At 66.3% G+C, this 24318-nt stretch carries 23 protein-coding genes and 1 tRNA gene; 11 read left to right on the forward strand and 13 right to left on the reverse strand.

The window, feature by feature from the left end:
- The 4 genes from VFC51_13760 to VFC51_13775 are packed head-to-tail and all read right to left on the reverse strand — an operon-like array spanning window position 1 to window position 3392.
- The gene (locus VFC51_13760; GenBank protein HZT08089.1) at window positions 1-1632 is read right to left on the reverse strand and encodes a UbiD family decarboxylase; all 1632 of its coding nucleotides are present in this window, start codon (window positions 1630-1632) and stop codon (window positions 1-3) included.
- A 51-nt stretch (window positions 1633-1683) separates the two neighbouring features.
- Complete coding sequence (gene thiS, locus VFC51_13765; protein ID HZT08090.1) at window positions 1684-1884, reverse strand: sulfur carrier protein ThiS; 201 nt, start codon at window positions 1882-1884, stop codon at window positions 1684-1686.
- Window positions 1885-1886: 2 nt separating this feature from the next.
- The gene (locus VFC51_13770) at window positions 1887-2597 is read right to left on the reverse strand and encodes a thiamine phosphate synthase (protein ID HZT08091.1); all 711 of its coding nucleotides are present in this window, start codon (window positions 2595-2597) and stop codon (window positions 1887-1889) included.
- A 3-nt stretch (window positions 2598-2600) separates the two neighbouring features.
- Entirely contained in the window at window positions 2601-3392 is a 792-nt protein-coding gene (locus VFC51_13775; protein ID HZT08092.1) for a thiazole synthase, read from the reverse strand.
- Window positions 3393-3595: 203 nt separating this feature from the next.
- Between VFC51_13775 and VFC51_13780 the strand changes: the two genes are divergently transcribed.
- Together VFC51_13780 and VFC51_13785 are read left to right on the forward strand one after the other, a co-directional pair.
- Entirely contained in the window at window positions 3596-4729 is a 1134-nt protein-coding gene (locus VFC51_13780; protein ID HZT08093.1) for a hypothetical protein, read from the forward strand.
- Window positions 4730-4734: 5 nt separating this feature from the next.
- Complete coding sequence (locus tag VFC51_13785) at window positions 4735-5070, forward strand: hypothetical protein (protein HZT08094.1); 336 nt, start codon at window positions 4735-4737, stop codon at window positions 5068-5070.
- A 74-nt stretch (window positions 5071-5144) separates the two neighbouring features.
- Here VFC51_13785 and groL read toward each other — a convergent pair whose 3' ends face one another.
- Window positions 5145-6773: a chaperonin GroEL gene (gene groL / locus VFC51_13790; protein ID HZT08095.1), complete on the reverse strand. Its 1629-nt coding sequence runs from the start codon at window positions 6771-6773 to the stop codon at window positions 5145-5147.
- Between the two features lie 69 nt (window positions 6774-6842).
- A complete protein-coding gene (groES, locus tag VFC51_13795) occupies window positions 6843-7148 on the reverse strand; it encodes a co-chaperone GroES (GenBank protein ID HZT08096.1) in 306 nt (101 codons plus the stop codon).
- A 231-nt stretch (window positions 7149-7379) separates the two neighbouring features.
- Here groES and VFC51_13800 point away from each other — a divergent pair, with 231 nt between their 5' ends.
- The 5 genes from VFC51_13800 (at window position 7380) to VFC51_13820 (ending at window position 14309) form a co-directional block, all read left to right on the forward strand.
- Window positions 7380-8741: a glycosyltransferase 87 family protein gene (locus tag VFC51_13800; protein ID HZT08097.1), complete on the forward strand. Its 1362-nt coding sequence runs from the start codon at window positions 7380-7382 to the stop codon at window positions 8739-8741.
- A gap of 260 nt (window positions 8742-9001) precedes the next feature.
- Window positions 9002-11518 (forward strand): adenosylcobalamin-dependent ribonucleoside-diphosphate reductase, encoded by a 2517-nt coding sequence (locus VFC51_13805; protein HZT08098.1) that lies wholly within the window; start codon window positions 9002-9004, stop codon window positions 11516-11518.
- Window positions 11519-11596: 78 nt separating this feature from the next.
- Window positions 11597-11670, forward strand: a tRNA-Met gene (locus VFC51_13810).
- Between the two features lie 311 nt (window positions 11671-11981).
- Window positions 11982-13799 (forward strand): IPT/TIG domain-containing protein, encoded by a 1818-nt coding sequence (locus VFC51_13815; GenBank protein ID HZT08099.1) that lies wholly within the window; start codon window positions 11982-11984, stop codon window positions 13797-13799.
- 156 nt (window positions 13800-13955) lie between these two features.
- Entirely contained in the window at window positions 13956-14309 is a 354-nt protein-coding gene (locus tag VFC51_13820) for a Rieske 2Fe-2S domain-containing protein (GenBank protein ID HZT08100.1), read from the forward strand.
- A 195-nt stretch (window positions 14310-14504) separates the two neighbouring features.
- On the opposite strand, the gene VFC51_13825 is transcribed toward VFC51_13820, so the two are convergent.
- A complete protein-coding gene (locus tag VFC51_13825) occupies window positions 14505-15341 on the reverse strand; it encodes a transglutaminase-like domain-containing protein (GenBank protein ID HZT08101.1) in 837 nt (278 codons plus the stop codon).
- 54 nt (window positions 15342-15395) lie between these two features.
- Entirely contained in the window at window positions 15396-15884 is a 489-nt protein-coding gene (locus VFC51_13830; GenBank protein HZT08102.1) for a DinB family protein, read from the reverse strand.
- 119 nt (window positions 15885-16003) lie between these two features.
- On the opposite strand from VFC51_13830, the gene VFC51_13835 reads away from it, so the two are divergent.
- Window positions 16004-17035, forward strand: a complete 1032-nt coding sequence (locus VFC51_13835) for an ATP-dependent 6-phosphofructokinase (GenBank protein ID HZT08103.1) — start codon at window positions 16004-16006, stop codon at window positions 17033-17035.
- Here VFC51_13835 and VFC51_13840 read toward each other — a convergent pair.
- From VFC51_13840 to VFC51_13850, 3 genes are read right to left on the reverse strand one after another with little or no spacing between them, the layout of a single operon-like run.
- Entirely contained in the window at window positions 17029-17463 is a 435-nt protein-coding gene (locus VFC51_13840) for a hypothetical protein (GenBank protein HZT08104.1), read from the reverse strand. The two genes, VFC51_13835 and VFC51_13840, sit on opposite strands and share 7 nt — an antisense overlap.
- A complete protein-coding gene (locus tag VFC51_13845) occupies window positions 17460-17882 on the reverse strand; it encodes a hypothetical protein (GenBank protein ID HZT08105.1) in 423 nt (140 codons plus the stop codon). The genes VFC51_13840 and VFC51_13845 overlap by 4 nt, the downstream gene beginning before the upstream one ends.
- 41 nt (window positions 17883-17923) lie before the next feature.
- Complete coding sequence (locus VFC51_13850) at window positions 17924-18490, reverse strand: sigma-70 family RNA polymerase sigma factor (GenBank protein HZT08106.1); 567 nt, start codon at window positions 18488-18490, stop codon at window positions 17924-17926.
- A gap of 154 nt (window positions 18491-18644) precedes the next feature.
- Here VFC51_13850 and VFC51_13855 point away from each other — a divergent pair, with 154 nt between their 5' ends.
- From VFC51_13855 to VFC51_13865, 3 genes are all read left to right on the forward strand, one after another.
- Window positions 18645-19988: a DUF1800 domain-containing protein gene (locus VFC51_13855; GenBank protein HZT08107.1), complete on the forward strand. Its 1344-nt coding sequence runs from the start codon at window positions 18645-18647 to the stop codon at window positions 19986-19988.
- A gap of 45 nt (window positions 19989-20033) precedes the next feature.
- On the forward strand, window positions 20034-21272 hold the full coding sequence (locus VFC51_13860; protein HZT08108.1) for a DUF1501 domain-containing protein: 1239 nt from the start codon (window positions 20034-20036) through the stop codon (window positions 21270-21272).
- A 121-nt stretch (window positions 21273-21393) separates the two neighbouring features.
- Window positions 21394-21867 (forward strand): hypothetical protein, encoded by a 474-nt coding sequence (locus VFC51_13865; GenBank protein ID HZT08109.1) that lies wholly within the window; start codon window positions 21394-21396, stop codon window positions 21865-21867.
- Between the two features lie 22 nt (window positions 21868-21889).
- Here VFC51_13865 and VFC51_13870 read toward each other — a convergent pair whose 3' ends face one another.
- Together VFC51_13870 and VFC51_13875 are read right to left on the reverse strand one after the other, a co-directional pair.
- A complete protein-coding gene (locus tag VFC51_13870) occupies window positions 21890-23092 on the reverse strand; it encodes a Gfo/Idh/MocA family oxidoreductase (GenBank protein ID HZT08110.1) in 1203 nt (400 codons plus the stop codon).
- Window positions 23089-24198 (reverse strand): glycosyltransferase family 9 protein, encoded by a 1110-nt coding sequence (locus tag VFC51_13875; protein HZT08111.1) that lies wholly within the window; start codon window positions 24196-24198, stop codon window positions 23089-23091. Before VFC51_13875 ends, VFC51_13870 begins: the two co-directional genes overlap by 4 nt.
- Window positions 24199-24318 lie beyond the last annotated feature (120 nt).

Here is a 24318-nt window from a genome sequence, read left to right on the forward strand (position 1 = left end):
TCACATCCGAGGCGCCTCGCTGGGTGGCTCGTCACTCGTCGCGATTCGCGACGCCTGGTGCAGGTCGGTCAGCTCAGGGTTTGCCGGCGGTCGCATGTCCTCGAAAAAGATGGGAAGGCGTGGCGGCTCGCCCAACGAATCGAGCCCCAGCTCTGACCACCGGCCTTTCACGCGCTCGTACATCCCGCGCGTCAGGGCCGTGCGCTGGCTAAAAATCGGTAGGTACTTGTGCTCGCGGCAGGCGTTGACCAACGCCTTTGAGCCCCACGGCCGCTCTTCGGGCGGATTCTTTGTCGGGTCCAGCCACGTGGACCAAGTCTGGCGGAGGACGTCGATGTCCTTCTCGGGATCGCATCGCGTCGTCATCGCCCAGAACACCTGGTCCCAGTCGCTCGGATCCACGTCGTCGTCCACGACGATGATCCACTTGGTGTAGTAGGCGCCGCCCGGCACCTGCGCCGCCAGGGCCGCCACTTGCGCTGCGTGGCCGGCGTATCGCTGCTCGATCGAGACGATCACGGCGCCGAACCCGCCGGCCGCGGCGGGGTGAATGTAGACTCCTTTGATGCCCGGCACGCCGAGCTTGTCCAGATCGTCCCAGATGCGCGCCGATCGGGCGATGGCGAAGAAGCCGTTCTGCTCGCATGAGGGCCAATCGGACATGAGCGCGTTCGTGAAAATCGGGTCGGGGCGCATGTGGAGCGCCGTGACGCGGACGAGCGGGCAGGTGCCCTCGGGCCGCCCGTAATAGCCGGTGAACTCGCCGAACGGGCCCTCGCGGCGGGTTGCTTTGTACTCGATTCGGCCCTCCATCACGATCTCGGCGCGGGCGGGGATCAGAAGGTCGGTGGTGACGCCGCGCGTCACTTCGACGGGTCGATTTCGGATGCCGCCGGCGAATTCGTACTCCGAGACGTTCTTGGGAAAGCCCATGGCGCCCACGATCATGAAGAGGGGGTCGATACCCCAGGCCGCGGCGACGTCGATGCCCTCGCCCCGCTCCCAGGCGCGCGTGATGTCCAGGCGCGCGTGCTTGCCGGGCGAGAGGTAGAGCCCGACCTCGCGGGGCCCCTGCACCATCATGCGGTACGTGCCGACGTTGATGATGCCGGTATCCGGGTCGCGGGTCAGCACGGCGTCCGCGGTACCGATGTAGCGGCCGACGTCTTCCCCGGGCCTGCCGCCGCCATCCAGGGGCCAGTGCTTCGGGACCGGGAACTTCGTCAGGTCGATCTCGTCGCCCCGGAGGATGATCTCGTTCACCGGCGCCGTGGAAGGGTCGACCTCAACCGGCGGAAGGCGTCGGCTCAGTCGTTGGCGCGCTTCCTGGATCAGCTCCATCGGCGGGCGGTTGGGCTCCATCCCCAAGGTCAGAGCGATGCGGTTGTTGCTGGAGCCGAGGAGGTTGAAGAGCGAGCGCCAAGGGCCGGGATAGCCCTTGACGTTCTCGAAGAGCAGAGCCGGGCTCCCGATCCGCTTCCCGACCATATAGGTGATGGCGCTCATCTCCTCGATCGGGTCGACGGGTTCGGTTATGCGCCGGAGCTCGCCCATGGCTTCGACACGCGCGAGCCAGTCCCGCAGGTCGGCGATGTCCGATGCGGCCGTCGGGATGCGTGCCTCCGTGAGCATGGGCTCCTCCCTGTTCGTTCTCGAGGTGAGGGAAATTGTAGCTGCTGGGCTTCAGCCGCCGCCGACGACGTGGATGATCTCCAGCGTGTCCCCTTCGCGAAGCGTGACCTCGCCGAATCGCTCGCGCCGGATGATCTCACCGTTGTGTTCGATGGCGACGATCAGTGGATTCACGCCGTTGGCTGCGAGGAACTGCAGGATCGTTTGCTCGCCGTCGATCTCCCGGGGCTTGCCGTTGACCGCGAGCCGCACCGCTAGGCCTCGCTGGTGACGGGGCGCCGCGCCCACGCTTCCGCCATGCGCTCGTGGATCCGTTGCGCGGCGTCGCGCGGGCGGGGGTCGGCGAGGATTGCCGAGATCACGGCGACGCCCGAGGCTCCGGCCCCGATCGCCTGGCCAGCCGAGTCAGCCCCAATACCGCCGATGGCGACGACTGGCGCGCGGCACACCCGCGCGTCCCGCACTGCGTCGAGGCCGATCCCCCCCGCCCCCGGGTGGGAGCGGCTGGGAAAGATCGTGCCGAGCAGCAGGTAGTCCAGTGGCTCGCGGCTGCGCTCCCGCGCCTCCGCGGCGCTGTGGACGGATCGGCCGACCAGTCGGTCGGCGCCCACGATGTCGCGGGTCGCGTCCGTCGGGAGACCGTCGGCGGGGAGGTGCACGCCAAACGCGTCCACGGCCATCGCGACGTCAGCCCGACCATTGATGACGAGCGCGGCTCGCGGCTGCACGGCGTCGCGCAGCCGATGGGCCAGGTCGATCAGGGAGCGGGTCGGCAAGTCTTTCTCACGAAGCTGGACCAGGGTGACACCCCCCTCGACCGCGTCCGCCACGACGGACTCCATAGACCGGCCCTCCAGGAGATGCCGATCGGTCACGAGGCAAAAGATCGGGAGTCGGAGGGCAACTGGGGTCGTCGCCGTCACAAAGGGATGGCTGCGCGCGTTCCGCCGCCGGTCATCGTGCACGTCTCACCGCAGCACGCCTTCCAGCGGGCTGCTCGCTGAGGCGTACGCCTTCTTCGGGATGCGCCCGGCCAGGAAGGCGCTTCGGCCGGCCTGCACGCCCTGGGCGATGGCCTTCGCCATGAGCCGCGGATTCTCCGCCAATGCAACGGCCGTGTTGACGAGGCAGGCATCGGCCCCGATCTCCATGGCAAGCGACGCGTCCGACGGGGCCCCAATGCCGGCGTCGACCACCACCGGCACGGCTGCCTGCTCGATGATGATCTTGATCTGCTCGAAGTTCACCATGCCCTGCCCGGAGCCGATGGGCGACGCGAGGGGCATGACCGTCGCGCAGCCAACTTCTTGCAGCCGCTGGGCGAGGACGGGGTCGTCGTTGATGTAGGGCAGGACCGTGAACCCTTCCGCGACGAGCGCGCGGGCGGCGTCCAACGTCCCGATGGGATCCGGAAGGAGATACCGCTGGTCCGGGATGACTTCGAGCTTGATCCAATCGGAGAGGCCCATGGCGCGCGCCAGGTGGGCCACCCGAATCGCCTCGTCGGACGTCTGGCAGCCAGCGGTGTTGGGAAGGATGCGGTAGCGTTCCCAGTCGATGATGTCGAGTATGGTTTTCTTGGAGGGGTCGTCGAGGTCGAGGCGCCGCAGGGCCACCGTGATAACCTCCGCCTCCGCCGCCTCGATGGCCGCCACCATTTCTTCGTTGGTTCGGTACTTGCCGGTCCCAAGGATCAGGCGCGAGCGCAGCGGCTGGCCCGCGATCACGAGGGAATCTTCGACGACAGCCGTTTGTGCCACAGCGCTCCTCGCAGGTGATGAATCTCCGAGATTATCTGCCCGTGTCTGATCGAGTGTCAACGCGGCGCTGTGCGGGGACCGACAGATCCTATACACCCCGGGCGGGTGCGAAGCCGGGGGGCGCTGGGGATCGAAACCCGTACAATCCCGCAGCACCTGCGTCTTATGACAAATATCTCGCTTGCGCACAAAGGATTCATTGCATGGCACACAACGGAAAGACTCGGCGTGTGGAAGAGCGCAGCATCTCGAATCTTCCGGCGCTGGTGTCGGCTCTTTCCTCCGTCGATCGCGCCCGGTTCGACCGGTTGTTTCACGTGAGTCGGTCCGTCGGAGAGCTGGTCCCGCCTGAATCGATGCACGCGTGGATAACGGGCCACTTCGGATCGGTCACGGCTGTCGAGCGTCAGGTGATCGTCAAAACGACGAACCGCGTGACGATGGAGGGAACCCTCTTCAATGCGCTGAGGGCTTCCCGGCCCTTCGAGTCCGAACACTCCAGCGACATCGACGCCCTCGTGAGCGAAGGCGTCGGGGACCCGTTCTGCACGCCGCTGACGGGCACGCCCGCCGACGTGTTCGGTCGGGTCGAGGGGAAGCGGGCGATTACCGCCGCGAACGTGGCCAAATATGATGCGTTCCACAGCGTCGTGGTGTTCGACGAGCACAATCCGCTGCACTTCGACGAGGCCTCGGTAAGCGACGCGATGGACGTCGGGCTCGAGTGGGCGCATCGGGTGCTCGACCTCGACCCGGAGGCGAAGTACTTCTTCTTCATGTGGAACTGTCTATGGAAGAGCGGCGCGTCGATCCTCCACGGCCACGCCCAGGTTGCCGCGACCCACGACATGCACTACGCGAAGATCGAGGGGCTTCGCCGCCAAGCGCTGGAATACCGCGATCGCTCTGGCAGCGGCTACTTCGACGACCTGGTCGCCGTGCATCGCTCCCTGGGCCTCGCCGTCGACGCGCCGGGCGCCACGATCATCAGCAGCCTCACCCCCATCAAAGAGAAGGAGACGCTGATCATCGGGGACCGTCTGGACGCGAACGTGGAGCGGGCCGCCGCGCGTGTGCTCGAGCAATTCGTGCACCATCTCGGCGTCACCAGCTTCAATCTCGTCGTCTACCTGCCGCCTCTCGCCGCGAGCGAGGAGGACTGGAGCGGCTTTCCGTGCATGGTGCGGATCGTCGATCGGGGCGTGCCAACGAACAAGACCGCCGACATCGGGGCGATGGAGCTGTACGCCGCGAGCGTCGTTTCCAGCGACCCGTTCCGCGTGGCCGACGCGCTCAAAGGCCTTGCCCGGACGGGTGGAGTCCAGCGGCTACAATAGGCCCCGTGATATTCGCAGAGTTCTACGGCTCACCGTCGCTCTTTGCCGACACGCTGGCGGTCCTCGAGAACCGAATCGCCGGCGTGCTGAACGCTCGTCCCGAGGACGTGGTGATCCGTCGAGTGGAAGCGGAGTCGGACTATCCCGGGACCGAGGTGTGGGTGGAGCTGAGCTCGGACGAGCAGCTCGCGCGGCACGGGAAAGACCTGGCCCAGCAGATCACCGCGGCCATTCGGAGCCACTCGGACGGGAACGTGTGGGTCCTCTTCCGTATCGTGCCGCTGGATCGGGTATTCCTGAACGGCGAGCCGCGCCGGCGGGGCTTCTCCGGCCCCGACTGAGATATGCGCGCGCACGACGAAGGGGCGGTCCGACGAATCGGACCGCCCCGTATTGCCGTTGAGCTGGGCCGCGATTAGTACTCGGGCATCGGCGGTGCGCCGTGGTGCTCCTTCTCGGGCACGTCGGTCACCAGCGCCTCGGTGGTGAGGATCATGCCGGCGATCGACACGGCGTTCTCGCAAGCCGAGCGCGTCACCTTGGCCGGGTCGATGATTCCCCGGGCTACCATATCGGTGTATTCCTCGGCGGAGACGTCGAACCCGACGTTGTTGCTCTTTCGCTCGCGCTGCTGGCGGCGGACCTCCTCCACAACCACTGAGCCTTCGAGGCCCGCGTTTTCGACGATCTGTCGCAGCGGCTCCTCGAGGGCGCGGCGCAGGGCGCGGATGCCCACGCCCTCGTCGCCCTCGAGCTTGACGTCGGCCAGCTTGGCAGCGGCGTTGATCAGGGCGACGCCGCCGCCGGGCACGATGCCTTCCTCAGCCGCCGCTTTGGTGGCCGCGATGGCGTCCTCGACCCGCGACTTGCGCAGCTTCTGCTCGATCTCGGTCGCCGCGCCGACTTTGACGACGGCGACGCCACCGGAGAGCTTGGCCAGCCGCTCCTGCAGCTTCTCGCGGTCGTAATCCGACGTGGTGATCTCGATCTGGGCCTTGATCTGCCCGATACGGGCCTGGATTTGGTCGGACTTGCCCCGGCCCTCGACGATGGTGGTCTCGTCCTTATTGGCCACGACGCGGCGGCATCTTCCCAAGTCGTCCAGGGTTGCGCTGTCGAGCTTGCGGCCGGTCTCGTCGGAGATGACGGTGCCGCCCGTGAGGACGGCCATGTCCTGCAGCATCTCCTTTCGCCGGTCCCCGAAGCCCGGCGCCTTCACGGCCAGTGCGTTGATGGTGCCCCGCAGCTTGTTGACGACGAGGGTCGCCAGCGCATCGCCGTCCACGTCCTCCGCGATGATGAGGACTTCCTTCTTGCCGCTCTGAATGATCTTCTCCAGCGCGGGCAGCAGGTCAGCGATGGCGCTGATCTTCTTGTCGGTGATCAGGATGTAGGGCTCCTCGAGGATCGCCTCCATCCGCTCGGCGCTGGTCACGAAATAGGGGCTGATGTAGCCCCGATCGAATTTCATTCCCTCGGTGTACTCGACCTCGAGGGAGAGGCTCTTGCCCTCTTCCACCGTGATGACGCCATCCTTGCCGACCTTCTCGAAGATGTCGGCGAGGATGTTGCCGATCTCTGGATCGGCGGCCGAGATCGTGGCGATGTGGGCGATGTCGTCGCGGCCCTTCACCGGAGTCGCCATCTCGCGGATCGCGTCGACAACGATGTTCAGGCCCTTCTCGAGGCCGCGACGGACCCCCATTGGGTTCGCGCCCGCGGCAACGTTCTTGAAGCCCTCGTGGATGATGGCCTGAGCGAGCACGGTGGCGGTCGTCGTACCGTCGCCGGCGACGTCATTCGTTTTGGTCGCCGCTTCCTTGACGAGCTGGGCGCCCATGTTCTGGAAGGGGTCCTCCAGCTCGATCTCCTTGGCGACCGTAACGCCATCGTGCGTCACGTTCGGGGCGCCGAACTTCTTGTCCAGCGCCACGTGGCGGCCACGTGGTCCCAACGTCGTCTTGACCGCGTCCGCCATCGCGTCAATCCCTTCGCGCAGCGATCGGCGCGCTTCTTCACTGAATTCCAGCTGCTTCGCCGGCATTGGATCTCCTTTCTGATCTCTCTTACGCGTTCTTGGCGCTCGGGTCTATCGCGTCTGAGTTGGCGAGTCTCACTCGGTCACGACGGCGAGGACGTCCGGTTCGCGAAGGATCAATAGCTCTTCGTCGTCGAGCTTGAACTCGGTGCCCGCGTACTTCGCGTACAAGACGGTCTGACCAACTTTGAGGCCCATCTCCACGCGCGTCCCGTTGTCGAGCACGCGGCCCGGCCCAACGGCGATGACGTCGCCCTCCTGCGGCTTCTCCTTGGCGGTGTCGGGAAGCACGATCCCGCTCTTCGTCATCTCTTCCTTCTGCTTCGGACGCACGACGACTCGATCGCCCAAGGGGACAAGCTTGCTCGCGGTCTTGGTCATAGATCTCCCTCCCTCCTCTTGAAGTCTGCGCCGGCCAGTCCTGCACACCGGCTCGTTGGGGTACCTGGGTTTCGGGGTTAGCACTCTCGTGAAGCGAGTGCTAACATCGCCATATCTTAGCGCAAGGGCCGGGCACGTGCAAGCAAAAGCGGCGCGTCCGCGCGAAGGGAAGAGCAAGGCAATCGCGCGGTGTGAGGGACGCCCGTCGGACGAAGCGACGATGCGCGACCAGTGGTAGCCACGCGGACGCGGACCCCACTCCGAGGGGTGCTGGTCGCGTGCGGCCTCGCGCTCGTCGCCTGGGCGCTGGCGTTCCTGCACGTGGTGCCCGGCGCGGACCTTCAGCGGTACGTGGCCCTCACCATCGCCGCGTGGGTATGCTTCGTCGCCGCGGCGCGAACGGTGATCGCCCTCGACACGCGGCCGGGGCGATGGGACTTCGTACTGATCTTCGCCATCGCCATCTTGATGCGTCTACCGCTGCTCTCCATCTCGCCCAGCCTTTCCGACGACGGGTATCGAGCCGTGTGGGATGCGCGGCTCATGCACGCCGGCCTCAATCCGTACGCCTCTGCGCCCAATGACCCCGCGCTCGCACCCTATCGAGACGCGGTGATCTGGCCCCGAGTGAATCATCCGGACCAGCGGACGCCGTACCCGCCGCTGGCCGAGCTTCTCAGCGCTGCCGCGTACGCCGTGCTGCCCGAGCGCCTGATCGCGATTCAGGGCCTCGCCGCTTGCGCGGACCTCGTGTCGGCCGCGCTGCTCGCGATCGTGCTGGCGCGATTCGGCATGGACCCGCGGCGGTGCGTCGTGATTGCCTGGAGCCCGATGGGCGCCGTGCACTTCGCCCATAGTGGCCACAACGACGCGGTGATGATCGCCTTCGTCCTGGCCGCAACCCTGCTCCTGACCGGTCGGCGACGCGTGGCCGCGATGGGGGCGCTCGGCCTCGCGACGATGGTGAAAGCGACGCCGGCGTTTCTCGTGCCGGCCTTCGTTCGAAGCGCCGGCGGGCGGGCCACGCTGGCTTGGGCCGGCGTCTGTGCCTTGCTGACACTGCCGCTCATCGGTGCGGGACCGGGCCTCGTGTTGGGCGTGCTGCGGGAAGCGGGGGACGAGCAGTTCAATGACAGCTTGCACCTGATCGTTCAGCGCATCGCGGCGATGGTAGCGCCCAGCGGCGCGAGCGCCCTCGCGAGCGCGATCGGTCTCGTGGTCGTGGCCGGAGCCGCGGCGGCCGCGTGGTGGTGGGGCGACGGAAGCGCGCGAGGCGCCCTGACGGGCGGAAGCCGCGTGCTGGCGGCGTACGTGCTGGTCGCCCCGGTGGTGGAGCCCTGGTATTTCACCTGGCTCGCGCCGCTGGTGGCGCTCGAGCTGCGGCCGGCGACGGGTCGCGGCTGGCTCCAGATCAACGACGCGCTGGCGTGGCTGTGGCTGATGGGCGCCGGGACGCTGACCGAGGTGGCATATCTGCCCGGAGGAACGGGATGGTGGCCGGCCGTTCGCGCGGTGGAATACGTCCCGGCGCTCTTGTTCTTGTCCATTGGGGGCTGGCGCTGGTGGCGGCGGCGCCGGGCATCGCGGCCCTAGCTGGCGCTCAGTGTCAGCACGTCATCACCGTCACATAATCGTGATGGAACGCGCGGGAGCGCGGTGTTAATATGCCACATGTAGTGGCCGCTCCCCCAAAAGACCACAAGATATTGTGGTACTACGAGGTCAGGACCGCAACCGCTGGAGAATTGAGCCGTTGCTGGGCTCTTTTCTCCGCGACTGGACAAATGAGAACGGTTGTTCTATTCTCAAGGTATCACCACGCGTCGGCGTTGCCGCCAAAGGAGATGGGCTGAATGGTTGACCAGGCCGAACGAACCGATCGTGACCTGCTGCGAGCTCCCAGCGATCTGCCGGAGCCGTCGCTCACGCCCAACTCGCGAACGGTCCTGGAGCGCCGATATCTCCACCGCAAGGATGGCGGTGCTCCGCTGGAGACGCCCAGCGGCGCCTTCTGGCGGGTCGCGCGCGAGGTGGCGCGCGGGAGCGAGCCGTGGGAAGGGCCCGAAGCCATCGAGCGCCGCGCCCGGCGCTACTACTCGGTCATGGCGCGGTTGGACTTCCTTCCGAACTCGCCGACCCTCATGAACGCGGGCAAGAACAACGGGCTGCAGTACTCCGCGTGCTACGTGCTGCCGGTCCCCGATTCTATGGAAGGGATCTTCGAGACCAACAAGCGCACGGCCCTTATTCACAAGAGCGGCGGGGGCACCGGGTTCTCGTTCTCGCGCCTTCGGCCTGCGGGCGACATCGTCGGATCGACCGGTGGCGTCGCGAGCGGCCCGGTCAGCTTTCTCGAGGTCTACAACGCCTCAACGGAGTCGGTGAAGCAGGGTGGCACGCGCCGCGGCGCCAATATGGGTATTTTGCGCGTCGACCATCCCGACATCATGCACTTCATTCGCTGCAAGCGAGACCTGAACGAGCGCAACCAGTACGCTTTCGATTCCGTCGCGGCGGCACTCTCGGCGGACGAGCAAGCGTCTCTGAAGCGGGCGCTCCTCGAAGCGCAGATCAGCAACTTCAATATCTCCGTGGGCGTCACGGATGCGTTCATGCGCGCCTTGGAGGGTGACGGCGAATTCGACCTCATCCAGCCGCGCACCGGTGAGGTGGTGGGTCGGTTGCGCGCGCGCGATGTGTTCAAAGAGATGACGGAATGCGCGTGGGAGACCGGCGATCCGGGCGTGGTCTTCCTCGACCGAATCAACGCTGGCCCGGCCAACCCCGTGCCGGAGATGGGCCCGATCGAGGCGACGAATCCCTGTGGCGAGCAGCCGCTCTACCCGAATGAGGCGTGCAACCTGGGGTCGCTCAATCTGGCGAGCTTCGTCAAACCCCGTGGAACGGGACAGAGCAATGGCCAAGGACATACCAACGGCCACGCCCGGGTGGCCGCGCGCGATCGGATCGATTGGGGACGCATGGAGGAGACGGTTCGCGTCGCCGTTCAGTTCCTGGACGACGTGATCAGCGTCAACCCCTATCCCGATGACCTGATCGATCAGGCCGTGAAAGCCAACCGTCGCATCGGTCTCGGCGTCATGGGCTGGGCGGACCTGCTGGTGCTGCTGGAGGTTCCATACGACAGCCGCGAGGCGTTGGAGCTGGGCTCGGAGATGATGGCCTTCATCAATCGGGTCGGACACGAGGAGTCCGCGCGAATCGCCGAGGAGCGCGGGCCGTTCCCAAATTGGTCGAAGAGCATCTACAAGGATGATCGGCCGCTGCGCAACGCGACGGTGACCACGATCGCGCCGACGGGCACGATCTCGATCATCGCGGGCTGCTCGTCGGGGATCGAGCCCCTCTTCGCGCTCGTCTTTGACCGGAAGGGGTCGCTCGATGGCCAGCTGAGCCTCGAGACGAACCCGATGTTCGAAGAGATCGCCCGCCGCGAGGGCTTCTGGACAGAGGACTTGGCGCGGACCGTACGCGAGCGCGGAACGGTTCGCGGCGTGGGCGCCGTGCCGGACAAGTGGCAGGCGGTCTTTGCCACTGCCCATGACATCGAGCCGAGGTGGCACGTGCAGATGCAGGCGGCCTGGCAAAAACATACGGACAACGCGGTGTCCAAGACGATCAATCTTCCGCACGACGCGTCCGTGGCGGACGTTGCCGCCGCGTATCGACTGGCGTATGAGTTGGGCTGCAACGGCATCACTGTGTTCCGGGACGGCTGCAAGGAGGGCGTGCTGCACGTCGGCGCGGGCACGCCGTCCGAGTCTGGCGCGCAGCTGCCAGCGCGCGAGAGCGTCATCGCGAGCGCGGCGCCCGCGGCGGCGAACGGTTCCGAGCTGGGTGAGCGGCCGCACGCGCTCAGAGGCGTGACGTATCAGATCGAGACCCCGCTCGGGACGGCCTACATCACCGTCAATCACGACGAGCGTGGGGAACCGCTCGAGGTCTTCGTGAACCAGGGGAAGGCGGGAAGTGACATCGCCCCGCTCTCGGAAGCCATTGGGAAGCTCAGCTCGCTGCTGCTCCGGATCCCCTCGGCGATGCCCCCGCGCAAGCGAATGGAGGAGATGATCAAGAAGCTGCGCGGCATTGGCGGCGCCAACAGCACCGGATTCGGTCCGGAACGAACGCGCTCCCTCCCTGACGCTCTGGCGCGGGTCCTGGAGGAGCACCTTGCGGCGCTGAGTGGCGACACGCCGCCAGTTGCCGTGGCCGATCCCGCTCCCACGCCCTCGCGCCTCAATGGGAAGGCGCTGAAGCTGTCGGGCGCGTTCTGCCCGGACTGCGGCATGGCCCTCGTCCACGAGGAGGGCTGCGACAAGTGCTTTACGTGCGGCTACTCGCGCTGCTAAGCCGATCAACGGTTGCGAGACCCGTCTCCCGTTCGAGACGGGTCTCGTATAATCAGGAGTCGCGGCACGACCTCTGATGGCGGGGTAGCTCAGTCGGTCAGAGCGAGCGACTCATAACCGCTAGGTCGTGGGTTCGATCCCCACCCCCGCCACCGGCCTTTCGTCGGCTTCGCTTCCACTCGCCACCAGCCTTGTGCGCGTTTCTTGCCCCAGCAGCCCCTCCTTTCGCACGTCGGAAGCGGCATCGGTGGAGCGTGGTGCGCGCGCGGAGGTGCCCGCGTGCCTCCAGCGCGCGGTCGTTTCAGGGGAGGTGGGGACTCGTGAACGTCAGGCTTTCTCACATCCGCCGGGAGATCACAGATTGCGATAACGCGAACCTTCGTGGCATGCTGAAGGTGCCAGTGACGATCACCGACAGAGATAGCGACGGATTGCTCTCTACGTTTTCGTGTGGGAGGTCACCATGCGCATCATGAGCGTCCTGATCCTCGCAGGACTCCTGGCCCTGGCCGTAACGTCGCCCTGGGGCGAGCCAGCCACCGTCTCGGGGCAGCCAGCAACACCCACCGTCACACCTCCGCCGTCGGCAACGCCGGCGCCTACGGCGACGGTCCCGCCCGGCTCCACCGCCACCGCCACGCCCGCGGCGACTGGCACGGTGACGACCGGGTCGCCGCCGGTCGTGACGAGCATCGCCCCAACGTCCGTTGATTCGACCAATTCCAGCACCATCTCGGTTTCCGGGACGGGCTTCATGCCCGGCGCCGTGATCCAGATCGAGGGACGGTCGCTGCCGACGACCGTTGTATCGCCGACGCTCCTCACAGGCGTGGTCCCCGCCGGCCTGCCGCCCGGGCCCTATGCCATCACGGTGGTCAACCCGGGCATGCCGCCGTCACCGCCGCTCGCCGGTCAATTCAACGTCACCGCCCTCGCGTCCACGCTGTTCGTTCCGGTCGCCATCAAACGATCGAGCGACGACAGCACGGCCATGTTCATCCAGAACATCTCGCCGGGACCGACGTCTGTGAACGTGCAGTTCTACGATCTCAACGGATTCTCTGATCCATCCTGGTCGAGGACGACGCAGCTGGGGGCCGGAGAATCCGCCGTATTCGACCTCTCCGTCATGCCCAACCTGCCGCCGGGGTTCGACGGATCGGCCGTGGTGCAGTCCGCGCAGCCGATCGCCGGCGTCGTGAACCGAACCATCTTCACCGGATCGACGGATCTTGGGTCGGGCGACGTTCAGGCGGCGCAGGCCGCACGCTCGTCGGCGGGCTCCTTCTCCCTCATGGCCGGGCCTGGCGCGCCTCAGGAGTCTGTGCCCGTTGCGTTCGGCGGCTATCACGGCTATTTCACGACCATCAGCGTTCAGAACACGGGTCATGCGCCCGGCAACTACACGATCACCCTATTCCCGACCGGCGTCACCACGCCCATCTCGACGATTCCGCGCGTGATCCCGCCGCTCGCCTCTGCCCGCATCCATCTCGGACCTGAGGTGGGTGTGCCGCCGGACTTCGTGGGGACAGCCGTGGTGGCCGGCGCGGGCTCGCCAATGCAAGTCGCGGCGGAAACGATCCAGATGGATACGGGCGTGCTGCTGAGCTACGCGGGATTCGCCGGCGGCACCAACGTCATGAATGCCCCGCTCTTGTTCAAGAACTACAACGGATGGGTCAGCGGCGCCCAGGTGGTGAACGTCGCGTCGAGCCCGGTCACGGTGACGGCGTCCATCTTCCCACGCGACGCCAACGTCTCCTTCAACCTGGCGCCGCGCACGCTGGCTCCCAACGAGAGCTTCACGTACTACCTCCCCGCCATTCAGGAGCTGCCGGATGGCTTCGTGGGGTCCGGCGTGTTCAACGCGAATGGTCCGATCTCGGTGGTCGTGCAGGAGTTGAACGCCGACCGCGGAACCGGAATGGCGTATTCCGGATTCAACACGGGGACTCCCCAGATCAGCATCCCCGTGGTGTTCAAGGGATCGAACGGCTGGGATTCCGGCGTCCAGGTCCAGAACCTGGGGGCGGCCGATGCGACTGTGAACATCACGTACTATCTGCCCGGTGGCCAGCACGCCGTGGACGCCGCGCTCATCGCCGCCGGCAGCTCGGACACGTTCTATCAGCCCGACAACCCGTCGATTCCACCCAACACCATCGGCTCGGCCATCGTAGCCAGCGTCACTGGGGCGCCGATTGTCGCGATCGTGAATGAGGTGAATTACACGCGTCCAGGCGACGCGTCCATGTCCTACGAAGGCGTCAACTTCTAGCGTCGGCATCACGGGCGCGGCCGGTCCCTCCGGCCGCGCTCCGTCGCCGCGTCCTCGCGTACCGCGCCTTCAACCTGGGCGCCTTCACGAGAAGCAGCCAGAGCGGCTGCGAGCGTTCGTGGCGCAGGTCGGTCGGCGCGATACCCTCGCGCAAATATGACCGACGACGACTTCATCCGCGTTGCCTCCGTTGCCGACGTCGCCCCCGGCGCAGCAGTGGACGTCGAGGTTGATGGCGAAGTGGTCGTGCTTGCCAACGTCGAGGGGGCCATCTACGCCGTCGGCGGATGGTGCCCGCACCTGGGTACCGCCCTTGCGCTGGGAAGCATGAGCGGCCATACCCTGACGTGCTTCGCGCACCTCTGGCGCTACGACGTTCGGAGCGGCGAGCCCATCTGGCCGCCCATGGCCCGAGTCGTTCGTGGGTACGCGCTCAAGGTGTTTCGTGTGCGGGTGGTTGGCGAGGACGTGTACGTCTGCCCGCGACCGATGGGCGGCGGGCTCGGCTGACCTACAGCTCAGTCCATGCGCGCAGGTCGTGGCCCCGGCACGAGCGGGTCAGCTCTCTCGCTTGTGGCGGTAGGGTCCGGTCGGGCTGAGGCTTGTCCCCAGCCGCCCTGGTGCGGTGTTCGACGTCGCGGCGAAGAAACCCCCCGACCGGATTGCGTTACGCGCGCTGGGGTCATGCCCGTGAGAAGTGACTCACTAGTTCATTCGGGCGGCCATCTCGCGCAGGTACCGGCGCCAGGCGCGGAATCGCTCGCTCCTGCGAAGAGACGGCTGAAGCCGCCGCACTTGCTCGATGTCGCGCAGGGCTCTCTGGTACTCGCCCAGCTGCTCCAGGACCGCCGCCCGGTCGCGGCGCGCGTGGTGGTCCTGCGGGTGCAGGAGGACGATTCGGTCCAAGGCCGCGAGCTGTCTGTGCGTGTCCGCGCGTTCCCGATAGATCTCTCTGAGGTTGCGCAACACCCGCACGAGGATCTGGCGGTTGCTGAGCGCGGTGAGCATGTTCCGCTCGAACTTGAGGCGGCCCCCGTGGATCGCCCGGACCCGCTCCGCACAGTCGGCCTCTTGCAGGTCGACCTGACCGGTGAAGGGATCGACGAAGGTGCCGGCGTCTGAAAGCCGCACGAGGAAATGACCGGGAAGACCGACACCGGAGACGGGCAGGCCCAGTCTTCGCGCGATCTCGATGTAGAGGATCGACAGGGTCACGGGGATCCCGCGCTTTCGGTCCATGACCTCGTTGAGAAAGCTGTTCCGGGGATCGTAATAGTCCTCTTCGTCACCGCGGAATCCCTCCTCATGATGGAGGAAGCGTGCCAGCGCCGTCCCCGCCGCGCGGGCATCCTCGGCGTTGTCCACGCGCTCGCGAATCCCGTCGGCCAGGGAATCGATACGGGAGAGATAGGAGCCGACGTCGAGCTGTGGGTATTCCTCGGCAGCGATGAGCAGGCACGTTTCCGCGAGGGGGATTGAGGAGCTGGGGCGATTGACCATTGCCGCAAAGGTCGTGCGGACCCGCAAAATGGACTCGTCCATCACGATCCCTCATGCCGCAGGGCGGGCATGAGGCATTATACGGCCTGGGTTTCGCTAGGACTGGAGCTCCGCGAGGGTCTCCCGAAGCTGGCGGAGGTGCTCCTCCGCGTGACCGGCGAGGAACAAATCCGCGATGCCGTCCATGTGCATCTCGCCGCGCGCCGCGTGAATGCCCGTGACTGTCTCCCACTCTGAGTCGCTATACGAGCTGAGGGCGCGTGCCGCCTCCTCGCTGCCCCGTTGGATAGCGCCGACAAGTTGGTCAAGCGGTTCGGATCGATGCTCTTCGACGAACTTGATGCGCTCGGGGTCGGAAGCCGTGCGTCCGAAGGGCTGCCCGGCATGCTGGCGAAGCCACACGATCTGCTTGGCCCAATAGGGGTAGATCTCCGCGGAGTGGGCGGCCAGCTCGAGGAGTGACCATTCGCCGGGCTTTGGAGGCCGGGCCAAGAGCTCCGGCGGGACGCGCTGGATCTGCTCCACGAAAGCCGCCACAGCAGCCCGAAGCCGCTCAGCCTGTCGCTGCCCGCGAGTTGTTTGCATCGGCACCTCCTGGGGCCGTCAGTATACTTTTTGGTGGGACACGATCCGCAATGGCGCGGCTCGGTTTTGGGAGCTGCGCAGCTCCCTCCTGGAATTCACGCCGATCAGGAGGTAGTGCGATGCGAGTAGGTGTGTTAACTGGCGGGGGCGATGCCCCCGGCCTCAACGCGGCCATTCGCGCCGTCGCTCGGCGGTGCTTCGAACTCGGTGACGAGCCCATCGGGATTCGCAATGGATGGGCTGGACTGATGGGAGCGGGAAACGTTCGCCCGCTTCAGCCGACCGACGTCTCGGGAATTCTGCACCTCGGCGGCACGATCCTGGGCACGTCCCGGACCAACCCCTTCAAAGAGGATCACGGTAGCCAGCAGGTTCTGGAGAACCTTCAGCGTGCCCAGATCGACGCGATCGTGGCGATCGGTGGCGATGATACCCTCTCCGTCGCCTGCCGCCTGAGCGATCTGGGCGTGCGGGTGGTTGGGGTACCCAAGACCGTGGACAACGATCTCTCCGAGACCGACTACTGCATCGGGTACGACACGGCCGTGACCGCGGTCGTCGACGCGTTGGATCGTCTCCACGCGACCGCCAGCGCGCACCATCGCGTCTTGGTGACCGAGGTTATGGGTCGCGACGCCGGCTGGGTAGCCGTGGCGGGAGGATTGGCTGGCGGCGCGGACTTCATCGTGATTCCCGAGGTTCCCATCGATGTGGATCGCATTTGCGAGCATCTTCGTCGGCGATTCGCGATGGGGAAGGAGTTCTCTCTCATCGTGGTGGCTGAGGGCGTCACGATGCCGGAGGTGGTGTCGAAAGAGGCGATCCGCGAAGTCGACGCCTTCGGACACGTTCGGCTCGATCGACGCGGAGTCGGCGAAACGCTGTCGCGGGTCATAGAGCAGCGCACGGGACTGGAAACGCGGGTCATGGTCCTCGGTCACCTCCAGCGCGGCGGCAGCCCGTCCGCCATCGATCGCATCTGGGCGACGCGCTTTGGCGTCGAGGCGGTCGACGCGGTCCATGATGGCGCTTTTGGTGTGATGGTTTCGCTGAAGGACGGACGCCTCAGGCGCGTCTCCATTGCGTCCGCCGTCGGGCGGATGAAGACCGTCGACCTCGGCCTTTATCGGCTGGCAGAGATCTTTTATTGAGTCTGGGCGGGCCGTCGTACGACACGGATGGCACGCGCGATGAAGGCGCCGCGCGGCCCGGCCCTTCCCAGCGCCAGAACGCTATCGCCGACCTGTATAGCGTCGAGCCCCGCCGGACGCTGGTTGATCCAGATTTTCGTGGCCGGGCGCACGATGGCGACGTGCCGGCCGGTGCGCGCGACGATCGCGATCCGTTGGCCGCGAATCCCGCGCACGATGCCCAGGACCAGATGCTGCTGAGGCCGAACGGCGAGAGCCTGCTCCGAACCGTCGGAATCCCGTGCCGGGCCAGCGCCCGGGGCGCTCACCGTGACATTGGGGCCGGGCGCGGCAGTGGCGGCTCCGGCCGCAGTCCCGCCTACGAGGGCGCTGAGTCCGGCCAGGGCAACGGCGGCAATGGCGACGGCGCGACGGGCGCGCGCGCTCATGGCCATCCCCCGTCCCGGTCGAGCGCGCGGAACCGAGCGTCAGGCTGAAGCATCAACGATCCACCATAGGCCAACAGCAGGATGCCCAATGCGACCGCGCCGACGTGCGCCCAGGGGATCAGGTCGATGGTGGCGAGGGCGACGTCGACCGGGGCGGCGAGAACGAGGTCGAGGTCTGTCCGGACGGCGTCCGCCAGCACGAGCGCACCCGAGGCGCTCAACTGGCGTCCCGCGAGGAACGAGAACGTGGCGATCAGGACGAGCGCGGGCGCCAGGATGATCCGTCCAATGCGACGGCGCGCCCGGGCGCGGGCGGCTATCGTCTCCAGGATACGAGCCTGGAGGTCCGGGGGCGGCTCCACGCGTTCGAGGCGCGCAAACAATCGGTCGACGTCGTCGGGCGCTGGCTCGATGCTCATCAATCCTCCATCCTAGGGACGCGGCAGGTCCCCTTTCAGTTTCAGCGATAGCGACCAAGCTCGCGGCGGAGTTGAGATTTCGCCCGTTGGAAGAGGGTTTTTGCCGTGTTCTCCGGAATGCCGAGGCTTTCGGCGACCTCGGCGAACGTCAGCCCTCCGAGGTATCGCAAGAGAACGACCTCTCGATTCCGAAACGGTAACGCGTCGATGGCCGCCTGGATCGCCTGCTGGAGCTCGGCACGCTCGTAGATCTCCTCGGGCAGCGGGTCAGCGTCGGCCGGATCGAGATCGGCTGCTTCCTCTCCGCGAGTCAGCTCGGACATAGGGACTGCCCGGCGTCGGCGAAGGAGGTCGATGCACTTGTTCCGGGCGATTCTGAGAAGCCACGCACGGAACGGCGCGTCCTGCCGCCAGCCGCGAGCGGATGCGAAGAGCTGGATAAACGTCTGCTGGGTCGCATCGCTCGCATCCGCGGGATCACCCAGCAGATGCACGGCGAAGTTGAAGATGGTCGCGGTGTGCCGCTCGACGAGGGCCTCAAACGCGGTCGAGTCGCCGTCGCGGAACCTTCGCACCAGTTCCTGGTCTGGCAGCTGCCCTCGCTCCAACGAGCACCTCCGACCTCGCGATTATCCGAGGGCGTGCCATCGCGGACAACTCGATGGGCCGTCTGAAACTTTTTGCCCCGCCGGTCCGTCATTCTTGTAATCGCGTCCCTGATGAACACCCACTCCAACGGGCGTCGCGCCACAGGAGGAGGAGATGAGTATCGAGTCCAATCTGCGAAGAGTTGCGCACTTACTGCGTCGGGCGGGCTTTGGCGGAAGCCCAGATGAGATTCGATCCTACGCTGGCATGGACTTTGACCAGGCCGTCGACCACCTGGTCGATTACGACGCGGTCGCAAACGACGCGCTCGAGGCGTCCGTGGCGGATCTGGAGGAGACCCTGGGAACCGCGCGGCTGCCGGCGATCCAGCACATCTGGCTTCACCGAATGCTGAGCACAGCCCGTCCCCTCGAAGAGAAGATGACCTTGTTCTGGCACGACCACTTCGCCACGGCGAACTACAAGGTGGGTCGTCCGCCCGCCATGTACGCACAGATTGGGCTCTTGCGGGCCAACGCGATGGCCGACTTTGGCACGCTCCTGCGCGCGGTCTCGCGCGACCCGGCCATGCTCCGCTGGCTCGACAACAACACAAACCGCAAGAGCAGCCCCAACGAAAACTACGCCCGGGAGCTGATGGAGCTTTTCACACTGGGGTCGGGGAATTACACCGAGCTGGACGTGCGCGAGGCGGCGCGCGCGTTCACCGGCTGGTTCTTCAATCGCGACGGCGAATTCGTCTTCAATCGAAACCAGCACGACTTCGGTGAAAAAACGTTCCTCGGTCAGACCGGCCCATGGGACGGCGATGACGTTCTGGACATCATCCTCCAGCAGCCCGCTGCCGCGCCCTTCATCGCAGAGAAGCTGTACCGATTCTTCGTCCACGACCATCCCTCGTCGGACACCATCGCCCGGCTCGCAGACCAGTTCCGCGCTTCGGGCTACAGCATTCGGGAGTTGGTTCGCGCCATTCTGCACTCACCGGACTTCCTGTCGGACGACGCGTATCACGGCGTCGTCAAGAGTCCGGCCGAGCTGTTCATCGGGATGATGAAGCAGTTTGGGGTTCGCGAGATCCCGAAGAGTGCGCCGGGCCTTCTTCGGCGAATGGGCATGGATCTCTTCAACCCGCCGAATGTTGCGGGATGGGACTGGGGAGCGGGGTGGATCAGCAGCGCGACGCTCTTGGAGCGCGCGAACGCGGCTGGCCTGCTGACGGCACAGCGGGGAAACAACCAGAAGTTCGGGCCCAATCCCGCCGCGATCATTGATGCTCTCGGCATTCGGACGCCCGACCAATTGGTGGACGCGCTCGCTCAGTTGCTCGTCGATGGTGACGTATCTGCGGCGACCCGGGCCCACCTGCTGCAGTACGTCGCGCATGGGTACAGCGGCCCGACAGATGCGTTCTTCGCCGACCCGCAGCGGACTGACCGAGCGGTGCGTGGAGCGGCCCACTTGATCATGATCACGCCCGTGTACCAGATGGCGTGATGCAGTCGATGCACGAATACTCCTGCACATGCGGAGGTGATCCCCGTGTTAACGCGACGACGTTTTCTTCTCGGCGGTGGGATGGTGTTGGCGGCGGCCGGCGCCGTGCCCGCGTTTCTCTCTCGAACAAGCCGCGTGGTGGCCAACTCTAGCGCGTCCAGCCCGTATGGCTCGGACACGATTCTGGTTGTGGTCCAGATGAGCGGCGGGAATGACGGCCTCAATATGGTGGTGCCCTTCGGCCTGGACGGGTACCACGAGGCGCGGCCGACGATCGGGATCGACGAAGACGCCGTCATCCCGCTCGAGGGTGCGATCGGGCTCCACCCCGAAATGGGAAAGCTCGCCGAGCTCTATCGCTCAGGGCATGTCGCCATCGTGCAAGGTGCTGGCTATCCGAACCCGATCTTGTCTCATTTCCAATCCATGGACGTCTGGCACCGTGCGACGCCCGATGCCTCGATTCACGACGGGTGGCTCGCCGATTATCTTGCCGCGACGGCGGGTGAGGCGGCGAACCCGATGTACGCCACAAGCGTGACCGACGTGCTGAGTCCGGCGCTTCGTGGGCAGGGCGTCACGGTGGCGTCGATTTCGAGCATCGAGAACTATCAGCTCCGCGGCGATCCGCGACACCCGGAAGACGATCAGGCGTTTCAGGATGCGGCAACGTGGATTTACGGACAGGACTACGGCTCACAGCCCCTGCAGTCCCTGGTCGCTCGGACAGCGAGCTCGGCCCTGGCGTCCGTCGCCCAGGTTCAGGGGGCGGTCGCCGCCTACCGCGGCTCCATCGAGTACCCGAGCTTCGCCCTCGCAAACAGCTTGAAGACGGTCGCACAGCTCATGGCCGGCAATCTCGGAACGCGGATCTACTACGTCGCCTTCGGGGGCTTCGACACGCACTCGGCCCAAGCGGCTACTCACAGCAGGCTCCTTGGCGGCTTTTCGGACTCCATTGACGCGTTTCTGCGGGACGTCGCCGACCAGGGAAAAGCCGACCGCGTCCTCGTGATGACGTTCTCGGAGTTCGGGCGACGGGTCCACGAGAATGCCAGCCTGGGGACGGATCACGGGACCGCGGCGCCAATGCTCATCATCGGATCTCGCGTGAAGGGCGGCCTGTACGGCGATCATCCGAGCCTGACTGATCTCGACGCGAACGGTAACCTCAAGTACGGCATTGACTTTCGATCGGTCTACGGCACCGTGCTGGAGGGGTGGCTCGGCGCCGACCAGCAAGCCACGCTGGGCGCCCGGTACGAGCGCCTGGGCTTCGTGTGATCCCGCCGGGCGCGGGAGGAGCCACGCGCCTCGAGACACATCCCCGAACAACCCCGTTTTCGGCGTGCGCGCGGGCGGACGCCTCTGGTACGCTGGATATGGATCGCACGGACATCGTTTGATGGCAGGTTGGATTCGGGCGAGATCGCTGGTGAACGGGCGCGGCATCGTGGCGGTTTTCGCCGTGGGTGCGCTCGGCCTCGTGATCGCGGTTCAGGTCGGGATCCCGCGCGGAGCGCGCGCCGGCGCGCCGCCGGAGACGGGGCCGGATCAGGTCGTGGTGGGACCGGCAGAAGGCGAGGGCCCGGTTGGCACAGCGCCCGACGACGCGACGATTCACGCTGCGCGGGCGGACCTGGCAGCCAGACTCGGTGTGGACGTCGAATCGATCGCCGTGGTGTCCGCCGACGCGGTGACTTGGCCCGACGGCGCTCTCGGCTGCCCCCAGCCCGGTCGGGCCTATCCACAGATCGTGATGCCGGGTTATCGCGTGGTCTTCTCCGTCGACGACGTGACGTACGAATACCACGGTCAGCTCGGCGGCGATCCGTTCTTCTGCAAAGATCCTCGCCCGCCGATCGGTGGCCAGCAGTAGCCCCGCCGCCGAGGGATGGGACTCATTCGCGCAGCGGCACCTGGTGGCGCAGCGTGATCGGCTCGCGTGTGCGTGCTGACTCGAGGATCGCCAGACAGATCTCGAGCGTTCCCTTTTCCCAGCGACCGTCGCGAAGGGGCGGCTCATCGCGATCGATGGCGTCGTAGAACTCCTCGATGACGCCGCCCCGGATGTTGGCGCTCTTCGGCACCGGAACCTCGCGCTTCCCATCGTCGCCGTAGACCAGGATGCCGTCCAGCGATTGCCGCATGTCGCCGCGCTCGCAGCTCACGAGGGTGATGCCCCAGTGGATCTGGTGGGCCGACGGTGGTCCGCCGTCTGAGCCCTCGCGCCGGCGGGTGCCGCCGTAGCCGAACGACGCTTTGAGGGCGGCCTCGTCCTCCCCGGAGGCCAGCAGGGCCTGGAGCGACCGCCGGGTCGCGCCGTGGTGGTCCGGCTTCTTCGGCTGGCCGTAGGTCCCCACCCACCAGTGAAATTCGTCCGTATCGAAGTGGTCGTACCCGCTGTAGACGATGGTCGCGGCCACGTCGCCGGCCAGCTCGAGGTACGCCACAAAGGCGCCCTCGGAGCGCCTATCAGGGTCCCAGATGCCCGTCATGGCCTGAACTCGGGTTGCGACCCCGCCAGCCAGCACCCGGACGACATCGATCTGATGCGGCCCCTGGTTGAAGATGACGCCGCCGCCCAGCCGCGTGTCCAGCTCCTCGGGCGTGCGCGGACGGTAGAGGAAGTCGCCGAAATGCCAGGTGTTCACCATCCGCAGTGGACCGATGTCGCCCGCGCGGATGATCTCCCGCATGCGCAGGACGGGCGGATCGAACCCATGCGATCCCCGCCCGACCAGGAGGTGAACGCCGCGGTTTTCGGCCGCCTGGATCATGGCATCGCAGTCCTCGAGCGTGAGGGCCATCGGCTTTTCGAGCAGAACGTGCTTACCGTGCTCGATCGCGGCGATGGTATGGAGTGCGTGGAACTGATGCGGTGTCGCAACGTAGATGGCGTCGACGCCGGGGCTCGCGCACAAGTCCTCCACGCGCTCGTATGTTTCCCCGTCGAACTCCGCGGCGAAGCGTTCGCGCGCCTCGCGCCGAAGATCGGCCGCAGCCGTGAGCCGCACGTGGGGGTGCGCGACGATGTCCGGCAGCATGGACGCGGCAGCCTGCCCGAGGCCGGCGATGCCGAGGCGTAAGGTGGGCTGAATCATGGCCGTGTGCAACCTCCGGCGAGCACCGTTTGGATCTCTTGGATGACTCGCTCCGGCTCGATAGTTGTCATGCACTGGTGCACGGGAAGCAAGCAGTGAGTGTTACGAAAGCGATTCTCCTCGCACAACCCGCATGGCAGTGTCGGCTCGACGATGTGGACGTTCTTGCCACGTGGCGCCCAGAGTCGTTGTGGGCTCGCCCCGAATAGGGCGACGCAGCGCGCACCGGCCGCGCTGCCGAGGTGCATGAGGCCGTTGTCCACGGTGAGGAAGATGGCGGCGCGCGCCAGCGCGCCTGCGACCTGCGGGAGCGAGAGCGCGCCGCGAAGGTCACGGACGCCCGCACGGATCAGCGCGTCGTCCGTGTCCGCTACATGGTAGGTATCGTTGCCGGGCGGCGCGCCGAGAAGTCCGACAGCGCGTCCCGACTCCCTCAGCCACCGCGCCACGGCGAGCCAATGGGTTGCCGGCCACAGCTTTGCCACGCGATTGGCGCCCGTGGATAGAAGGACCTCTGGCGTGTCCACGGGTGCCTCGACTATTGGCGCTTCCGTCTTCGTGAAGTCCGTCTCTACACGAGCGAGGCGGCAGAAGATCTCCCCGATGAATTGGCTCGTCAGCTCGGGGAAATCCTGGAGCAACGTGGAACGATTCCACGCCATGTCCGTCCAGAGCCGGTCGACGTGGCGCCCGGCGTGAACGACTCTCGCTTCGCTCGACGAATCCGCCGCGACGCGCCCGGCAACAAAGCGCGCGTCAATGAGCGAGCACGCCTCTGCCGCGCGCGTGTCCAACTCGAGATTGATGGCCAGATCGTAGCCGCCGGCCTCATCGCGACGCGCGCTCAAAAACCGCCGGAGCGCGGAAAGATCGGACTCACGGCCATACAGGGAGTACCGGGCATCGATCAGGTCGCTCGCGGCTTCCAGCTCTCGCGTGCGCTCACCGCCGAGGTAGTCCAGGACCAGCCGGGGGAACCGTTCGCGGAACCCCCGCATGAGGGGAGTGGCGACGAGAAAGTCGCCGATCTGATCGCGGAAGATCACGGCGACGTGCGGCCGGTCTCCCAGGTGCTGGCCATCGTACGGGCGCGGCAGGACGGTCATGGAGCCATTGTAGAACGCGGAGCGACCGGTCCGGCCAAGGCGGCGAACCCGAGTTGGCTTGCTTGTTCCAGAGCATGTCGCCTGCTACCATGCCATCGCGGCGCGGACGACGGCTGCCAC

Source organism: Chloroflexota bacterium (assembly GCA_035652535.1).
GTDB lineage: Bacteria > Chloroflexota > UBA6077 > UBA6077 > SHYK01 > DASRDP01.